We start from the raw sequence: 16,346 nt of genomic DNA, 5'->3' as shown, positions 1-16,346 counted from the left end.
CGGCGCTGGCCGTGCCGCCTCCCCCTTGCTGCTTGTGCCGTCGGCGACGTCACTGGGTGGTTGGTGCGGGTGTTGATGAGACCGGGCGTCAGGGCGTCGGCTCGTTGGTGGTGCGCTTGTCGCCGCAGTCCGGGCAGGTGTCCTTGTGGTGGTCCCAGCAGTTGCCGCACGCGCAGCCCCAGGTGGAGATGGACCAGGTCCACTCCCAGCCGCCGATGCAGTAGAGGCCGTCCTCCTCGCGCGGACTGATGATGGAGGCGACCTGTGCCGGTCCCTCGTCGGCGAGGAAGGTCCAGCTGATGTGGAGGACGATCGCGCGGGGCGTGCCGTCGGCCTCGCTTCCGCCGTCGATGACGTGAACGGTGTCGGCGTAGTCGTAGCCGCCTGCCTCGGCCATGGCGAGGGTGTCGGCGGACAGCTGGCGGACGGTGTCGAGGGTGAAGTACGGGGAGACGAAGCCGTTCCAGCGGTCGGACGGGTCGACGACGGCCTCGTAGTTCTCGGTGCCGGTGATGGTCACGCGAGTGCGGACGGAGCCGGGCGGGATGGACGATCGGGTCATGTCTCTTCCCTGGTGTGTGTTCGGGTAGGAGGCCGACTGCCACCGCCGACCAGTGAGACAACTATATCCCTTGTGGGTCACGTCCGCAATCCTGCCCCTGCCTCCGGGTGCGGCACGAGACGGCTGTCATAGCCGGCCCCGGGCGTCACCACGGGTTCCCTCCCTGCTGCCGCGTTGCCGAGGTCCAGGCGGTCCTCCCGCTCGGCACGGCGCTCGCCATGAACCGGGTGCGGTCAGTAGAGGTTGCACCACCAGTTGCACCACCGGTTGCGCCACCAGTTGCACAGCTGGTTGCGCCACCGGTTGCACCACCGGTTGCGTGCCTGATCTGAGGAGCTGCCCGTAGCCGCAGGTCAGTGCCAGTGGGTCAGCCTTTTCTGTCGCCGACACCTCTTCTCCGTGAGCCGGACGAAGAGGAGGCTGTCTATCCCTGGGCCGCAGCGCCCCGCGGGCCGGCGGCCCATCCCGCGGCGCAGCCCTTCGCGGTCCGATGCCTCGCCGGCCGTCGGGGCACTCGCACCGCAGTCGTCGGCGTTCCGCTGTTGCGCGGCCTGATGGCACCGCGTCGATGTCCGGACATGCCGAGGCGGCCCCGCCTGTCGGGCGGGGCCGCCTCGTGTCGAGGTGACTCAGTGCTGGTCCCAGTCGATTCGGCGGCGCTGGGGGAGCGGCGGCTCGGCGCCGGTCCGCAGGGCCAGCCGGACCGCCGCGCGGTCCTGCTTGTGTGCCGTCCTCTGCGGCCAGGTCCTGCTGCCGTCCTTCAGGAAGGGGGCCAGCCAGGGCCGCTCCTCGTACTGCATGCGAGCGGGGCGGTCGTGAAAGGTGCGGGCCATCTCGGGCTCCTCTGTGGATTTGCCGTGGTGCGTGTTCTCGGTTGCCGACCGGCTGCCACCGCCGATCGGCTGAGACAACAATATTCACTAAGAATCACTCGGGTCAAGTGGGGCTTGCCCCTGGCGTGGGGAGCGCCCCTTGCGTAGGCGCGCGATGGCCGGGGTGCTCCTGTGGCGCGCCCGCTGTTGCCGGGCGTTCGGGACTTGGATGCTGCGGCGGGCGGCGCTGGCGGAAGCGCCGCCGCCCTCGGCCAGGCGTGAAGCCCTCGCGCGCGGCCATTGCCGCTTCCGGGGTCCGCGCCCGTCCGTGGCGCGCACCGGTCCCGGAATATCCGATGCGGTCGGCGGATCCCCGCCGCCCCTACGGGGGTCGGGCGTTCGCTCCACCCCTGCGGGCCGATTGTCCGGCGACGCGACATGGCGGGTCGCGAGAAGAAGGGAGCGGCCGCTTCCCTGAAGTGATGTGTGCGTGATATAGTTTTCTTGTTGGCGGGGAGTGGCACCTCGTCAACACCCCCGAAACGCACTGCTCCCAGGGAGAACCCGATGTCGAACTCCATCAAGATCACCGCAGGTCAGACCTCCACCCGCACCCTGGCCGACCTGATCCGCGCCATGGACGGCCAGCGGGCCACCACCATCACCTACGTCGACGGCAAGGGCGAGGAGACCGTGCGCACCATCGAGATCCACAACGTGCTGACCACCAGCAAGGGCGACATCATCGTCCGCGCGATGTGCCGCACCCGGGGCGAGATGCGGACCTTCTGCGTGGAGCAGATCAAGGCCTACACCGTCCACCGCATCCGCTTCACGCTCCCCGTCCCGGCGGAGAAGGAGGAGATCCCCCTCGCGCACCTCGCCCGCACCGCCCAGGAGCTGGTCGAGCTGGAGCTGGAGCGCGACTACCCGGAGCCCGGGCTGACGCTCGCCGCGTAGACGAGCGGGCCCGCCCCGCCCGGGGCGGGCCCGCCCACCGGCCTCCCTGGCCCCCACCCACCCGCCAGGCGTCACCGCACCGGACACGGCCCGCCGGGCAGGCCCCCACCGCCCGGCCCCATCCGGCGCTCCCGAACACGCCCACCTGTCACAGGGCACGCCTGCCGCACCGCCCCCCGCGACCCGCCGGAGCGGTCCACCCTCCTTCGAACCCGGAGAACCCATGCCCGCAACCGACCTGTACGAATGGCGCCCCGCCCCCTGTCCCGTGTGCGCGGATCCCGCCGCCCGGCTCGTGTCCGCCGACGGCGACCGCGCCGAACTCCTGCTGTGCGGCCGCTGCCCCGCCCACGGGCACCTCCCGTACCGCCACCTCGCCGAGGTCAAGGCGATCCTCCCGGGCGGCGCCATGCTCACCATGAACGGAGAGGTCCTGCACATCGGCACGCCCGCCGCGCCGCCCGGCCTGAACGCCTTCACGCGGTCGGTGGTGGAGCTGGCCACGCAGCGCGGCCTGATTCCCGTCTGGTACCCCTCCATCCGGCGCCACCGCGTGGTCCTGACCGCGCCGGTCCCTGACGGTGTGTGGGGCTGGATGGATGTCGGCGCCCGCTCCGGGAGGATCCTGCGCGCCGAGATCCACCCGAACGAACGCTGCGCGCCCGGCACCAGCGCCGACGGGCCGCATGCCGCGCGCCGCCTGATGGGAGGCATTCCCGTCCCCGGTGCGCCCGCCACGGCGGCCGACCCCCACTGACCCGCCCCGTCGCCGCCCGGCCGGGACGGCGACGGGAAAACCGTAGGCGGCGGCCGGCTGTGACGGCCGGTCTGGCGCCGGGTCAGGTGCCGGGGTGCGGCAAAGTTACGTACATGATTAATTAAGAGTATTGTTTTCTGCTGGGGACGGATTGAGTCCCACGGCGGCAGTGGCAGCCGCATACCGAGAACATCCCACCCCGAAGGGGGACGCGTTGCTCTCCCGGTCCGGAGGCACTTCATGAACACCCCCACCCCCGGTACGTCCCGACTCGGCACCAGCGCGGACGAGGGGATCGGTCGCGGCCTCGCGACATGGGACCCCAGGATCCTGTGCCGATGCGGCACGGAAATCCACGACAACACCGAGGCCAGGCGACTCCACGCCGACAACTGGCACAGCGCCCGCTACCCCGCGAGCTACCGAGCGGCCGTACCCGGCGAGGCGGGCGCCGCGCCCGCGTAGCGGCCGGATCCGTCGCGGGCCTGGCCGGGTGGTGCGTATGCCACCCGGCCTTCTGCTTCAGCCCGAGGGGCGAGCGGGCTGCCCGCCCCGGAGCTGGCCGGGTCCCGCCGCAGGGGTGGCCGTTGCGCGTGGCACCTGGCTGTCCGTGCCCGTCATGCCAGGGAAGGCCGCCCTGCCGGAGGGGGTGATCCGGCAGGGCGGCCGCCGGAATACCGGCGCGTTGGGCCGGTCAGGTCAGAGGCCGTTGGTGAACAGCAGCTGGTTCGGGCTGTTGCCACTGAGGCTCTGGAGCGTGTTCTTCGTGGAGTGGCGGGCCAGGAAGTCCTGTACCTCTGCGGGCTTGGCGCTGGGGTGCTCGGCCTTGTAGAGGGCCGCCACGCCGGTGACGTGCGGGGCTGCCATGGACGTGCCGTTCAGCTCCGTGCTGCCGCCGCCGAGCTTCGCGGAGACGATGTTCTGGCCTGGTGCGTAGATGTCGAGGCACTCGCCCCAGTTGGAGAAGTCGGTCTCCTGGTCGAAGCGGTTGGTGGCGCCGACCGTTACCACGCGGGCGGCCGAGGCGGGCGAGACCTTGCAGGCGTCGATGTTGGAGTTGCCCGCTGCGATCACCGGGAGCACCCCGTTGTCGGAGACCGCGGTCGCGGCATCGTTCACCGCCTGCACTCTGTCCCCGCCGAGGGAGGCGTTCAGGACGGCGGGCTGCTGGGCGTTGCGGGCCACCCACTCGAAGCCCGCGAGGATCCCGGACCAGGACCCCCTGGAGTCGCAGCCAAGGACACGGACGCTGACCAGGTTCACCTTGCGCGCCACGCCGAAGGTGGTCCCGCCCACAGTGCCCGCGACGTGCGTGCCGTGGCCGTTGCAGTCCGACCCGTTGCGGCCGTCCCCGATCGCGTCGAAACCGGGCCGCGCACGGCCCCCGAACTCCGGGTGGGTGAAGTCGATGCCGGTGTCGATGATGTACGCTGTCACGCCCTGGCCGTTCCCGGCGCTGATGAAGTCGTTGTCCAGTGGCAGAAGCCGCTGGTCGATACGGTCCAGACCCCAGGAGTTGGCGGGCGCTCGCAGGGAATTCGCGGGGGTGGGCGGAGCCGACACCAGCGCGTCCTCCGTCACCGACTTCACTCCGGGGCTCTTTCGGACGGCCTCCAGCTGGACCTTGGTGAGCGGTGTCGCGAAGCCGTTCAGGACCGTGCTGTAGGAGAAGGTCGGCTTCAGCCCCAGCGTCTGGGCGATGCTGTCCGCTCTGGTCCCCTTGTCCAGCGTCACGATGTACTGGCCGGGAATGGGGTCGGCCGCGGTGTTCAGCGGCGCCGGGGTCGGATCGGTGGTGTGAGCGGAGGCCGTGCCGGCCGCCACCGGGGTGACGGTGAGGAGGGCGGCGGTGGCCAGGCGTACGAGCAGGCGCATCAAAGGAGCTTCCTGACTGATGGGGTGGACATGCCCTCCCATCAGTGCCACCCGGCAAGGACTTGAAGCGCCGCCGCCCCCACCCGGCCGATTCCCCCACCTCCGACTGCCTCGAAGCGAGGAAACGAATCACCTGGTGCGGGTCAAGGCCGCGCGGCGACCGCCGCCCTCACCCACACCACCCTTACGGTCTTCCCCCACACCGGGGAGCGCACGGCCGGCGGACCGGACACCACCTGCGCGGCGACAGGACGCCGGCACCGAGGCGCGCCCGGGAAGCGGCGAAGTTGCGTGCGTGATTCACTATAGATATAGTTATCTTGTTGGGTGGTGGTGGCAGCCGCCCGGCACCGGAACACCACACCAGGGAGAACACCCATGACCCACCAGCACACCCCTGCCCAGACGCAGCCGGCCCCGGCCACCGGGCGCGCCCCGCTCACGCTCTACTCGGTGCGCCCGGCCCCGGGCGGAGGCTTCGTCGTCGTCAACGACTCGGGCCTGGTCGTCTCGGGCGGCTGGCGGACCGAGAACGGCGCCGCCGGACGCGCCGGGTACCTCAACGCCCGGGAGAACCGTCAGCGCGCCGAGGGCGCGCTGACCGGGCCGCAGCGGCGGGTGTACGCCGTCGCCAGGCGTGAAGGCGCGATCCGCTCCGGGTACCGGCACAACCTCACCGCCGTCCGCCACCTGCACGCCGCGGGGCTCGTCCGCCTCACCGAGTACGGCGCGGGCTCCTGGACGGCCGCCTACGTTCCGCCGCCCGCCGATCCGGCGGCTGGCACGGCCCCGGCGGCCGGTACGGGCGTGGCGCCCGCGGACGCCGGACACCCGCTGGCCGCCGCGGCGCTGGCCGCACTGGCCGGCCAGCCGCTCGCCGACGTCACCGGTCCCGGCGACCTCGGCGAGGTGGCCGGGTACTGGGTCCGCCCGAACGGCGACAGCGGCCGCCTGGCCGTCGGCTGGGCCGAGAACGGCAAGCCGGCCACCGGCGCCGCCGGCCGCTCGCCCCGGGCCCGGCTGTCGGTCGCGAAGGAGCTGTTCGAGCGCACCGCCGGCTGGCTCGTCGAGGCGGGCGGAGACGATGTCCTGTCCGTCTGGCACGTACCGACGCTGGAGACCGCCGCCGAACGCGTCGTCGCCGAGCAGGACCGGGGCGCCCCCACCGACACGTGGACCATCACCCACTCCGGCCTGCCCGAGCACCGCTCCTTCCTGCGGGTCGAGGCCCCCGACCACGCCGCCGCCATCGAGGCCGCCTGCGCCACCCGGGCCGGCCGCCTGGTCCAGAGGGCCGGACACCGCCTGGGCGCGCGCCGCCTGCGGGAGGCCGAGCTGGAGCGCACCACCGGCGAGCGGGTCCGGCACGTGACCACCGGCCAGACCGGCACCGTCGAAGCGGCAGGCGTCCCGATGACCGGCGCCCGCTCGTACCGGGACGGCGTCACCGTCGCCATCGACGGCCGCTCCCGCAAGACCGCCCGCGCCCTGGAATGGGAGCCCCTGCCCGCCACCCAGGACCCCAAGACCACCCGCTGACCACCCAGGCGCCCGAGCCCCTCCAGGCCGGACGCCCCCACACCCCGGCCGCCGGGACTTCCTGGCCCGCCCCGGGACGTACCGGCGGCCGCGCACTGCCCGAAGGAGAGAGATGCCCCACCACGACGAACCCACCGAAGGCGACCTGCTGCGCGCCGAACTGGCCGCCCACGGCCGCCACGCCTTCCCCGGCAGCGAGGGAGGAATGTCCTTCCTGATCATGGCCGCCCACCCCGGCGCCCCGGACGACGAGGACGTCGCCTACGGCGTCCCGCACGTCCTGATGTACGCCGGCGAACGAGCCGACCGGCCCGCCTCCCAGCACCGCGAACCCTGGTCCGCCCACCTGCACGACGCCACCGGCGACTACCTCACCACCCTCGTCGACTCCGGGCCCGCCGGCCTCGACGCCGCGACCGACGCCGCCCGGTGCGCCCGAGAGCTCACCGACCGGCTCGCCCGCCGCTTCGGCACTCTCCCGCCTGTCCCGAAGCGGTTTTGCACCTTCAGCTGATCCACCCCTGGCCGGGCGGCAGTGGCAGCCGCCCGGCACCGAAACCACCACCCGCACCCCAAGGAGAACCATGGACATGCGCACCCGCCGCCAGCTGCTGGAAAGCATCCGCCGCGCCCACCAGGCCGACACCGCCCACGCCGCCGCCCACCGCGCCCACGTCCGCGCCGCCACGGCCGCCGCCCACGCCCGCCCCCGCATCGCCGGCGACGCATCCCACCAGCTGTCCGCCGACGACCTGGCGGCCGGTCAGGCCGCCTACGAGGACCTCGCCCGCCGCGAGCGGGCCGCCCGGGCCAAGGTGTGCCGGACGTTCACCGCGGCCCGCGCGGCCAACAGTGCGCTCGGGACTCTCTATGCCCCGCACGCCCGCGGCCGCGGCACCGGCGGCCGGCGCCGGTCCGACGTCACGGCCGGCATCCTCGGCGAACTCGCCGAGGCGCCCCGCGACCTCGTCCTGGCCGCGGACGCCATCGTCGTGTCGACGAGCGGAGGCAAGGACTCGGTGGTCTGTGCGGACCGCGTGGTCGCCCTGGCCGCCGAGACCGGCTGCCTGGACAAGGTGGTCATGGTCCACGCCGACCTGGGGGAGGAGTCCGAGTGGCCGGGCGTCCGCGAGCTCGCGCAGCGCCAGGCCGAGCGGTGGGGCGTCAGGTTCCTCGTGGTCAAGGCCGAGGGCGGCCTGCTCGGCCTGGTCGAGAAGCGCGGCCTGTGGCCGGACGCAGCCCGCCGGCTGTGTACAGCGTCGCTCAAGCGGGACAGGATCGCCCCGCTGTTCACGCAGATCGCCAACGCTCTGGGCCTGGGTGAGCAGGCGCTGATCCTCTCCGCCCTCGGCATCCGGGCCGCTGAATCCCCCGCCCGGACCCGCAAGATGCCGCTCGCCCTCGACCTGCGCGCGAGCACCGGCCGCCGCATGGTCCTGACCTGGCACCCGATCCTCGACCTCACCGAGGCCGACGTCTGGCACCGGATCGCGGATGCCGGCCTGGAGTACCACCCCGTCTACGACGCTCTCCTCCCGCGCCTGTCCTGCGTCTTCTGCGTCCTGGCCGGCCGCGACGTCCTGGTGCGCGCCGTACGCCTGTGCTGGGCCCTGGGCCTGGACCTGCCCGCCCGGTACACCGCCCTGGAGGAGCGCATCGGCCACCGCTTCAAGCAGCAGTTCAGCCTCGCCGAGGTCGTTGCCGAGGCCGCCCGTGCCGAGGCCGAGGAGGGGGCGCTGCTCTGGGCGCGCGGGGACGTGCTGCGGCGCCACGTCGGCGAGCGGGCCGCGGCCGACTACCTCCGCCGCCTCGACGCGGCCGCCTGACCGCCGCGGCGGCACGGGGGCGGGGAGCTCTGGCCCCGCCCCCTGGCGTACTGGTTCAGCGCCCGATGCTTTCCTGTGTGAGCATCCACTCTCGGATCGCCCCCAGAGCCAGGCACAGATCGTGAACGGCCTCCGCGCTCTGGCGGAGTTGTTCGACTTTGCTATCGGCATCCGACGGTCGAGGCACGGCTTCCCCAGCCCTTGGGTCCGCATAACGTCTGAAAGGGTCACGCGTCGGATCGTGTTGCAGCGCGAGATGCTTGCCCTCGATGCCGTCCAGCAGCCGTGCGGCACGCCTGAGCTCAGCGTGCTGGGTGGGGGACACCCGCCAGACTTCGGCGTTCTCAAGGAAGGGGCGCACCTCCTTGTCGATCCGGTGCCAGGAATGGCTGATCGCCGACGTCCACCGGTGGATCTCCGGGTACCTGAAGGCCACGTGAAAGGCATCCGTCCTCGCATCGAGGGTCAGCAGCATCTCCCTGGCGCGCTCGGGAGATCGGTCCTCTGCCCACCCCTGGGTCAACTGGCGGAGGCGATGGTTGACGCGCTGGAACGCGGAAATGTCCTCCAGTGCTTGGTGGCGTGGCGCCCTGTTGAAGCCCGTGAGGACGACGCGCTGGAAGTCGCGGGCCGCCTCCCTGCCTCGCCTCTCGGCAGTCATCCGGTTCGCTGCCTCGGCCTGCAGTGAGCCGAGATGCGAAAGTCCCACGAGAGCGAGAGGAACTCCGAAGAGCAGGCTCGCGAAGCTGGACGCCAGATTGGTGAGGAAGCTGCGATCGTCCCACCATCCGTGTCCGTCGCCGTAGATCCCCAGCGCGATCGCGAGGATGCCCAGGGGAAGGCACACCTTCAGCACCCACCGGATCGGGTTCGGCGTCTCCAGCCACCACCGCGGCGCTCTGATCGACCGTCCTGCCATACCCCGCCCCCTTGACCGTCGTCTGCACTGTGCGGGCCATGGCCGCGAACTCCCCACCAAGAACCCCGCTTCCGGCATCAGAACTCTCCGCCGGTGCCGACCTTGTTGTCCAGGCCGCCGCTGGAGTAAAGCCGCCGGCGGTCTCGGGTCTCGTGGCCTCCAGTGAACTACCGGGGGAAGGTGCCTCCTAGTCGAAGTGATGCTTTTGAGGTATTGTTTTATCGTAAGGTGGGAGTGGCGCCCGCCCGGCACCGAAAACACCGCACCAACCGGCCTCACGACGGCCGGCCGGAGACGGGAGACACCTCATGACGGACGCTCAGACCGCCCAGCGCATCGCCGAACCCATCCGCGTGACCGCCTTCGGCGCCGACGCCGAGGGCCTGGTCCACCTCCTGCCCGACCACAGCGACACCACCGCCCGCTGCGGGGCCGCTCACTGGCACAGCTACGTCACCTGCGTCGACTGGCTGGAGGAGCGCACCTGCCCGGTGTGCCTGGCCGACCTCGCGCTCGACCTCGGCGCCGAGATCCCCGCGGATGTCCTGGCTGAGCTCGACGAGCTCGCCGCCCCCTGGCCGGGCCGCTGGCTCCTGCGCCCCCGCGAGGGCGACCTTGAGCGCGTCGTCGGCGTCTGCGCCGGCCCCGGCGGCTGGGACGAAGGCCTGCGCGCGCTCGGTGCCCGCTACGACGCCGTCAGCCTGGACCTCTCCAACGACGCCTGCGTCATCGCCGAGCGGGCCGGACACCGCCGCATCGTCACCGACATCACCCTGCTCGACCCCGAGCACCCCGCACTGCGCTGGACCGTCGGCCTGATCATTTCCCCGCCCTGCCCCGCCTGGTCCACCGCGGGAAAACGCGCCGGCCTCACCGCCCGGTCCCTGACGATCCTCACCACCATGCTGCGCGCCGTGGGCAAGGCCGCCGGACACGGCCGCCGCGAGCGCTCCGGCACGACGTGGGCCGAGATCCGCGCCATGGCGGCCGCCATGCCCGACCCCGGGGCCGGGCTCATCGCCGAGGTCCTGATCTGGGCGCTCGGCCTCCAGCTCCACGGCGAGACCCTGCGCTGGGCCGCGATGGAGCAGTCCGCGAACCTGCCCGCCGAGGTCCGGGAAGCGGTCAGCTCCGAACTGGCCCTCGCCGGCTGGTCCCAGCAGCAGTGGGTCGAACTCGACGCCGCCGACTACGGCGTCGCCACCCACCGCCACCGCGTCTTCCTCATGGCGGTCCGCTACGGCCGCATCCCCGGATCCGTCCGGCCCGCGGCGCCCTTCGCCGAACAGACCCTCGCCGCCGCCCTCGGATGGGACGAGGGCGAGCGGGTCAATACCCGGGGCGTGCGCGGCCTGGACGCCAACGGACGCCCCAAGGGCGGCAACACCTTCTCCGCCGACCGGCCCGGCTGGTGCCTGACCGGCAAGGCCCGCACCTGGTTCCGCGAATCCGACGGCCTGCGCCTGACCGAGGCCGAGGCCGGACAGCTCGTCGGATTCCACCCCGCCTACCCCTGGCGCGCCCAGACCCCGCAGCTCGGACGGGAGATCTCGCGGACCTCGGCGTTCCAGCGAATCGGGGACGTGGTCTGCCCGCCGGTCGGCGCGGTCATCCTGGGCGCCCTCACCGGCCGCCCCTGGCGCCAGCTCGTCGAGAACTACCTCGCCAGGGTCTACGCCGGCGCCAGCGCCCCCACGCCGGTCGAGACGCCGCAGCACCGCCCGCGGCGCACACCGGCAGACCTGCTGGCGCTGGCCGCGTAGCCCGGCCGGAGCCGGACCTCTGCCGCCGGACAGGGCCCTGGAGCCCTGGGCCCTGAGTGCCGGCGTGCGACCTCAGCTCCCTGGCGTCCGCGAAGCGGTCGCCAGGATGCCTGATGCCCGCAGCTTCCGCGCCAGGAGCTCCATCTCGGGCAGGGTTCCCGAGTACAGCCCGGCCAAGACTTGCTCCATCACGGCCCGGATGTCCTCCAGGCCGATGCCGAGTTCCGTCCGCAGCACCCGCATGACGGCGGCGTTCCTCGTCGGCGGGGCTACCCGCAACCTCGCCTGGCCGTACTCGGAGAGCAGCCGGCCGCGCAGCTCCTCCGGCAGGTCGCCGTCGCACACGGCCAGGTCCAATCCGCAGGCCGGACAGGTCGACTCGACGTCCCACCGCAGTGCCTCGCCCACCAGTGCCTGAACACCGCACCACTCCGCCTCGGCGCCGCATCCCTGGCACGCCGCGGAGTACCTGATGGATTCGACCAAGATCGACTTTTCCATAATCCCACCCCTCAAGAGGGGAGGTTAGACGGCGAGCAGCGAACGGCTCCCCCGGGCGCCGACATGCCCCCGGCGCCTGAATTGGTCGTGGGGCGCCGTCCGGCCCTGGGCCGAGCGCCAGGTCCTGCGTCTGTTCCCGGAGCTGACCTGGAGCGTGGAACCAGACCGCCAGGCCATCCCGCCCGGCAGCTGAACACCTTCCTGCCGTCAGGGTGACGATAGCCCGTCACCCTGACGGCCCTGCTGCTGTCCACATTCGGGCCTCGGCAGGACCGCCTACGCGCCTGCCTCGGGGTTGCCCAACTTGGCCCAGGGGCAGATCGCCCATGCCTCCTCCAGGATCGTGTTGATGACGGGCCGCCCGTCGGCGATGGACCGCAGGGACCAGCCCTCGTTCATCGGCTGTTCGATTTCGGCGAGCAGCGCCTGTTCGAGGCTGGGACCGGTCGCGACGACGGCGTCCTCCAGTTCGCTGACCGAGGCGACCAGCGTGGGGATGTCCGTGGCCGGAAGAGTTTCCCGGAACCCGGGGGTATTGGCGAAGTGATACGGCTCCATGGTGATCGCGAGGCCGAACATCGGCCGGTCGTGGGGAATGTGGCTGAACTGCGGATCCCGATCACGGATCAGCTTCGCCGTGTTGGGGATCTGCTTCTCGATGGCCTTGCCCAGCTTGGTGACCAGCTCGTCGCCGAACTCCTGCTGGGGACCGAGCCGCAGGCCGGCGGTAGGCCGGACCGACTTGACCTCGACCAGCAGCACGAGGCCAGGCAGGACCACGATCCAGTCGACGCTCTTCTTCCCGCCGCCCTTGCCATAACGGATCTCCGGGATCACCTCGGCGCCGGGCAGGAGGCGAAGGTGCCGTCCGACGTACTGCTCGAACAGCTCGGCAAGGTCCCGAGTGAACGCCAGGAACGTCTCATCGTCCTTGCCTTTGTAATGCTCGTTACCTGTGTAGAACAGGCCCATGGGACTGACCTTGCCCAGCACGGCGGAGGTGACCGGGATGAGGTAGTCGCATCCGTAGCCTCGGACCAGCGGACGGGACCGCAGCGGGTTGGGGGTGTAGCGCCGCAGCCGGGGATCGGAGGTCATCAGGCCGGCCTCGAAACGCCCCCGCTCCTCCGCGGCTTCGGTCGCGAAGTGCCGCTCCAACACCGCCTGGATCGCCGACCGGCTGGCCAGGGTCTCGAAGTAGGCGAGCTCGTTCTCGGGCAGCCAGGCGAGATCGAACCGTCCCTCCCGCATGGTTGCCGCGGTGTACAGCAGCATTCCGAGCCCTGCGTAGTCGGCCAGCGGGCAGCCGAGGAGGTCCTGCGCCCATCCGTCGGTGAGCACCGCCAGGGGCTTGGTGGGCGCGGTCTGGGCGAGCATGGCGACGCTTCGCGCGAGCTCGGAGAAGTCGTCCTCCTGCCAGGTGAACTGCTGGCCGGCGACCCGGAGCATGAACCCCTCAAGGCGCTCGCCGACGGGCAGGCTCCGCATCGGATCGTCCAGGGCCAGGTGCTGGGCGAGGATCTCCCGGAGGTCGTCCTCAGAGGCTGCCTGCTGCCTGTACTCGTTGCCGCGTGCCAGCGACATCCAGGCAGCGTCCGCGAGCGCCCAAGGCCGGGACAGCCCGGAACGGTCGGTGAGCCACTCCTGCTTGGTCGGCCGCTGCGCACTCGTTCGTGCGATCAGCGGCAGGAGGGAACTGGGCGGGTGCCGGCGCACGCGCTGCACGTACTCGTAATCAGAGACAGGGAAGCGGAAGAACGAGCGGGCCATGCCCGCGATTCTCCTTTGTGGAGGACTCGAACAAGGGCGAATTTTCCCAGATGCGGTCGGCCGTCTCCTTCAGTTGGAGCGCGCAAGTCGAGTGAGAGCAAAACACTCTGAACAGGAAAAGGAGGGGCGACAGACCCCGCTTGTGATTCTTGAGTGTTATAGTTGTTTAGTGGATCGGCGGTGGCAGCCGACCACACCGGAAACCCACTCTGCATCCTCGGAGGCCCTCATGCCCTTGGGCTTCACCCACCCCCACGAGTTCAGCTGCTTCGGCACGCTCCACCCCGACCACCTCGTCAACTGGGAGTTCGGCGCCCCCCACACCGCCCGCGAGCTCGCCGAGCTGTTCCCCGGCGCCTGCACCACCGTCCCGCTCGACGCCGAGACGGACATGCACCACCACGCCGAGGACCCGGGCGCGCCCAACCTCGTGGCGCAGCGCCTCGCCGCCCGCTACGGCTTCGGCGACCTCGACATCCGGGGCCCCGTCCACTTCACCGGCCCGAGCGGCGAGAGCGACCGTGCCTACGGCATCGCCCCGGATCCCTTCGAGGTCTTCTACAAGCGGGTGAAGGAGATCTGCGCCGACCTCGGCGTTCGCCTCTGGTGCAAGCTCCGCCCCGGCGACACCGTCAGCGTCCGCTACACCGACCTCGCACGCGGCGACGTCTACTGGTCCATGAACCGCCCCCACCGCGCCCTGTGCTTCCGCGACCTGCCCCCCGACAGCAAGACGCTGGAGCTCATCCCGGACGCCCGCTACCTCGTCTGCGACGACGAGAAGACGTTCCTCGCCTACGGCGCCTACGAGTGCCGCGCGGACCGCACCCCCGCCGGGTACTGGCAGCGCACCGGCAACCAGCTCCTGGACGCCTGACCCACCCACCCGCACCATCCCCGCCCCCGGCCTCCCGCCGGGGGTGGGGCCCCACCCATACCCGGCGCTCACAGCCGACCCCCGACCGCCCTCCAGGAGGAGCGATGTACACGACCCCGCAGGACTGCCACAGCGCACTCGAAACCGCCCGCGCCCAGGCGCGTGGTCTGACCCGTACCCTCACCGCCACCCTCGCGCACATGTACCCGCACGCCGCCTACCTGGTCCTGAGTCGCTGCCCGGACTCCGGCGAGCTCCACCTCGACAGCCTGCGGACCGCCAGCGGAGGCCAGCAGCACTCCTTCGGGGAATCGCCCGACCGGCTCCCCGACCTCACGGACCCCGCACTGCGCTCCGCCTGGGGCCAGTTCGACCCCCGCGACCCGCAGGTCCTGCTCCGGCTCCTGCGCGACCTCGACACCCTCGGCGTGCGGTTCGGCTTCCTCCCCGACTCCGCGCAGCAGCCGGACGACCCGGCCTGGGACGCCCCGTCCCTGCTGTGCCTGGTCGTCAACGCCGACGCACCCGAGCCGGAGGACCGCGAGCGGGAAGTGACCGTGAGCGTCGACCTGACCGTCACCGAGGAAGTCACCTACGAGTTCACCGCCGAGGTCCAGCTCCCCGCCCACCTCGCCCACAACCCGGGCGCGCTGCGCGCCTACCTCGCGGACAACGAAGAGCTCTGGCTCGACGACCTCGACCCGCTCGGCGCAACGCTCTCGGTCAACGAGCGCAGCCTGGACGAGGCCTCGCTGACCCTCGCTGCCTAGACCTCCGCCCACCCGACACGGGCGCCGGGCGCGCCCGGGAAGGACAGCTGCCGCATGCCGGAGTACAGCGTGACCTGGACGATCGACATCGACGCCGACACCCCCGCCCTCGCCGCCGCAGCAGCGCTCGGGATCCAGCGCGACCACGGATCCTCGGCCACCGTCTTCACCGTCCACACGGACGACGGTGACCTGCTCGTCGACCTCGACCCCCACCAGCCGGGCACGCCGCAACAGAGCTGCCCCGCCCCTGACCACACAACCCACCCCTCCTCGCGCCCCGGCACGGCCCACCGCCGCGCCGGGGCGCAGGCGCATCCCGGCACGGCCGGAGCGAACCGCCGGCCAGGCACGCCCCTCGCGATGTCCGGCGCCATCGTCCAGGAGCCGGCCGCAGGCCAGGCATTCCCGCGGGGCCGGCGGTGCCTGTCAGGGGAGTGGTGGAGGCCGGTGGCACAGCGCCAGCGGGCCCTTCACATGCCGCTGAACAGGGGAAACGGCGGGTCATGACACCCCGAGAATTGGTGGTGAATGATATAGTTGTCTAGCTGGTTGGCGGTGGCAGTCGACCAGCACCGAAGCACCACTCCCAGAAAAAGGGGACACCCATGCCCACTCTCACCCTGGACGGCTACGCCCTGCGGATCGACCCCAACGGCAAGTTCAGCCTGCTCGACTGGGGCCACGACACGCGCCCGCAGGACGCCCTGGACACCGACCGGGTCCGCTCCTTCGACCTGACGACCCAGCTGATCATGTGGACCGACGAGCTGGCTGTCCCGCTCGGCCTCCCCGGCAACGACCCCGCGCGCCAGCTCCTCCAGGCCTACCAGGCCACCCCTACCCCGGTCTGCGGCACGGCCGTCTTCACCGGCTCCACGCGCGACGGCACGCTCCTCGGCCTCACCGAGGCCCAGGCACTTGTCCTCGTCGACCGCTACATCAACCGCCCCCGAGCCATCCCCGCCCCGCGCGGCTGACCCACCCCGCTCCCGGCCCCGGACCCACCCCCGGGGCCGCCCGCACCCGACGAAAGGCAACCCTCGTGAAGTTCACCATCATCGGAGACTGGTACTCCGTCCCCGACCTCGCCAGCTCCTTCGCCGTCGTCGCCGAAGGCGAGGACTTCGAGGAAGCGAAGACGAACGCGGCCCACGCGGTACTGGAGGCCTACCCCCACCGTGCCGGAGAGGGCTACGAAGAGACCCCCGAGACCCTCTGGGGCGGCGACAACGGCGCGTACGTCGTCGCCGCGTTCCACGGAGACCTCACCGCCCAGGCGGCCGACGCGGCGGAGTTCAAGCTGATCACCTGACCGCCGCCGCCCTCGGGCACGCGCCACCGGTGACCCGGCCCCGACGGGGCCGGGCCACCGGGACAGCAAGACAGCCCCCTCACTGTCCCGGCGCGGGCAC

At 71.7% G+C, this 16,346-nt stretch carries 18 protein-coding genes; 12 read left to right on the top strand and 6 right to left on the bottom strand.

Translation table 11 applies throughout. The features are described from left to right. Positions 1-88: 88 nt before the first annotated feature. Entirely contained in the window at positions 89-562 is a 474-nt protein-coding gene (locus ACFQ8C_RS24955) for a hypothetical protein (protein WP_383461479.1), read from the bottom strand. A gap of 629 nt (positions 563-1,191) precedes the next feature. Further along, the gene (locus ACFQ8C_RS24950; protein WP_383461478.1) at positions 1,192-1,395 is read right to left on the bottom strand and encodes a hypothetical protein; all 204 of its coding nucleotides are present in this window, start codon (positions 1,393-1,395) and stop codon (positions 1,192-1,194) included. A gap of 546 nt (positions 1,396-1,941) precedes the next feature. On the opposite strand from ACFQ8C_RS24950, the gene ACFQ8C_RS24945 reads away from it, so the two are divergent. From ACFQ8C_RS24945 to ACFQ8C_RS24935, 3 genes are all read left to right on the top strand, one after another. Continuing rightward, positions 1,942-2,334: a WYL domain-containing protein gene (locus ACFQ8C_RS24945; protein ID WP_383461476.1), complete on the top strand. Its 393-nt coding sequence runs from the start codon at positions 1,942-1,944 to the stop codon at positions 2,332-2,334. Between the two features lie 223 nt (positions 2,335-2,557). Next, complete coding sequence (locus tag ACFQ8C_RS24940; RefSeq protein WP_383461474.1) at positions 2,558-3,091, top strand: hypothetical protein; 534 nt, start codon at positions 2,558-2,560, stop codon at positions 3,089-3,091. Between the two features lie 240 nt (positions 3,092-3,331). After that, positions 3,332-3,556 (top strand): hypothetical protein, encoded by a 225-nt coding sequence (locus ACFQ8C_RS24935; protein WP_383461473.1) that lies wholly within the window; start codon positions 3,332-3,334, stop codon positions 3,554-3,556. 234 nt (positions 3,557-3,790) lie between these two features. Here the strand turns inward: ACFQ8C_RS24935 and ACFQ8C_RS24930 are convergent, their stop codons facing one another. Further along, positions 3,791-4,966 carry a S8 family peptidase gene (locus ACFQ8C_RS24930; RefSeq protein ID WP_383461472.1) on the bottom strand — a complete coding sequence of 392 codons (1,176 nt, stop codon included), beginning with the start codon at positions 4,964-4,966 and terminating at the stop codon, positions 3,791-3,793. 378 nt (positions 4,967-5,344) lie between these two features. Here ACFQ8C_RS24930 and ACFQ8C_RS24925 point away from each other — a divergent pair, with 378 nt between their 5' ends. The 3 genes from ACFQ8C_RS24925 to ACFQ8C_RS24915 all read left to right on the top strand — a co-directional run bounded on the left by ACFQ8C_RS24925 (position 5,345) and on the right by ACFQ8C_RS24915 (position 8,331). Then, positions 5,345-6,505, top strand: a complete 1,161-nt coding sequence (locus tag ACFQ8C_RS24925) for a hypothetical protein (RefSeq protein WP_383461470.1) — start codon at positions 5,345-5,347, stop codon at positions 6,503-6,505. Positions 6,506-6,617: 112 nt separating this feature from the next. Further along, positions 6,618-7,019 (top strand): hypothetical protein, encoded by a 402-nt coding sequence (locus tag ACFQ8C_RS24920; RefSeq protein WP_383461469.1) that lies wholly within the window; start codon positions 6,618-6,620, stop codon positions 7,017-7,019. A gap of 70 nt (positions 7,020-7,089) precedes the next feature. Then, positions 7,090-8,331, top strand: coding sequence for a phosphoadenosine phosphosulfate reductase family protein (locus ACFQ8C_RS24915; RefSeq protein WP_383461468.1), 1,242 nt, complete (start codon positions 7,090-7,092; stop codon positions 8,329-8,331). 55 nt (positions 8,332-8,386) lie between these two features. Here ACFQ8C_RS24915 and ACFQ8C_RS24910 read toward each other — a convergent pair whose 3' ends face one another. Further along, positions 8,387-9,250, bottom strand: a complete 864-nt coding sequence (locus ACFQ8C_RS24910; protein WP_383461466.1) for a hypothetical protein — start codon at positions 9,248-9,250, stop codon at positions 8,387-8,389. A gap of 308 nt (positions 9,251-9,558) precedes the next feature. Here ACFQ8C_RS24910 and ACFQ8C_RS24905 point away from each other — a divergent pair, with 308 nt between their 5' ends. Then, positions 9,559-11,013: a DNA cytosine methyltransferase gene (locus tag ACFQ8C_RS24905; protein WP_383461464.1), complete on the top strand. Its 1,455-nt coding sequence runs from the start codon at positions 9,559-9,561 to the stop codon at positions 11,011-11,013. Between the two features lie 72 nt (positions 11,014-11,085). Here the strand turns inward: ACFQ8C_RS24905 and ACFQ8C_RS24900 are convergent, their stop codons facing one another. After that, a complete protein-coding gene (locus ACFQ8C_RS24900) occupies positions 11,086-11,514 on the bottom strand; it encodes a hypothetical protein (RefSeq protein WP_383461462.1) in 429 nt (142 codons plus the stop codon). A gap of 276 nt (positions 11,515-11,790) precedes the next feature. Then, positions 11,791-13,284 (bottom strand): hypothetical protein, encoded by a 1,494-nt coding sequence (locus ACFQ8C_RS24895; protein ID WP_383461460.1) that lies wholly within the window; start codon positions 13,282-13,284, stop codon positions 11,791-11,793. Positions 13,285-13,513: 229 nt separating this feature from the next. On the opposite strand from ACFQ8C_RS24895, the gene ACFQ8C_RS24890 reads away from it, so the two are divergent. The 5 genes from ACFQ8C_RS24890 to ACFQ8C_RS24870 all read left to right on the top strand — a co-directional run bounded on the left by ACFQ8C_RS24890 (position 13,514) and on the right by ACFQ8C_RS24870 (position 16,246). Beyond that, positions 13,514-14,161, top strand: a complete 648-nt coding sequence (locus ACFQ8C_RS24890) for a hypothetical protein (protein WP_383461458.1) — start codon at positions 13,514-13,516, stop codon at positions 14,159-14,161. A 104-nt stretch (positions 14,162-14,265) separates the two neighbouring features. Further along, entirely contained in the window at positions 14,266-14,931 is a 666-nt protein-coding gene (locus tag ACFQ8C_RS24885; RefSeq protein ID WP_383461457.1) for a hypothetical protein, read from the top strand. Between the two features lie 54 nt (positions 14,932-14,985). Then, the gene (locus ACFQ8C_RS24880; protein ID WP_383461455.1) at positions 14,986-15,441 is read left to right on the top strand and encodes a hypothetical protein; all 456 of its coding nucleotides are present in this window, start codon (positions 14,986-14,988) and stop codon (positions 15,439-15,441) included. Between the two features lie 98 nt (positions 15,442-15,539). After that, the gene (locus tag ACFQ8C_RS24875; protein WP_383461453.1) at positions 15,540-15,911 is read left to right on the top strand and encodes a DUF3846 domain-containing protein; all 372 of its coding nucleotides are present in this window, start codon (positions 15,540-15,542) and stop codon (positions 15,909-15,911) included. 65 nt (positions 15,912-15,976) lie between these two features. Continuing rightward, positions 15,977-16,246, top strand: a complete 270-nt coding sequence (locus ACFQ8C_RS24870) for a hypothetical protein (RefSeq protein ID WP_383461452.1) — start codon at positions 15,977-15,979, stop codon at positions 16,244-16,246. Positions 16,247-16,346 lie beyond the last annotated feature (100 nt).

Origin of the sequence: Streptomyces sp. NPDC056503 (assembly GCF_042794995.1) — a bacterium.
Lineage (GTDB): Bacteria > Actinomycetota > Actinomycetes > Streptomycetales > Streptomycetaceae > Streptomyces.
The sequence above is the reverse complement of the archived record's forward strand: the minus strand, read 5'-3'. Positions and strand labels throughout refer to the sequence as shown.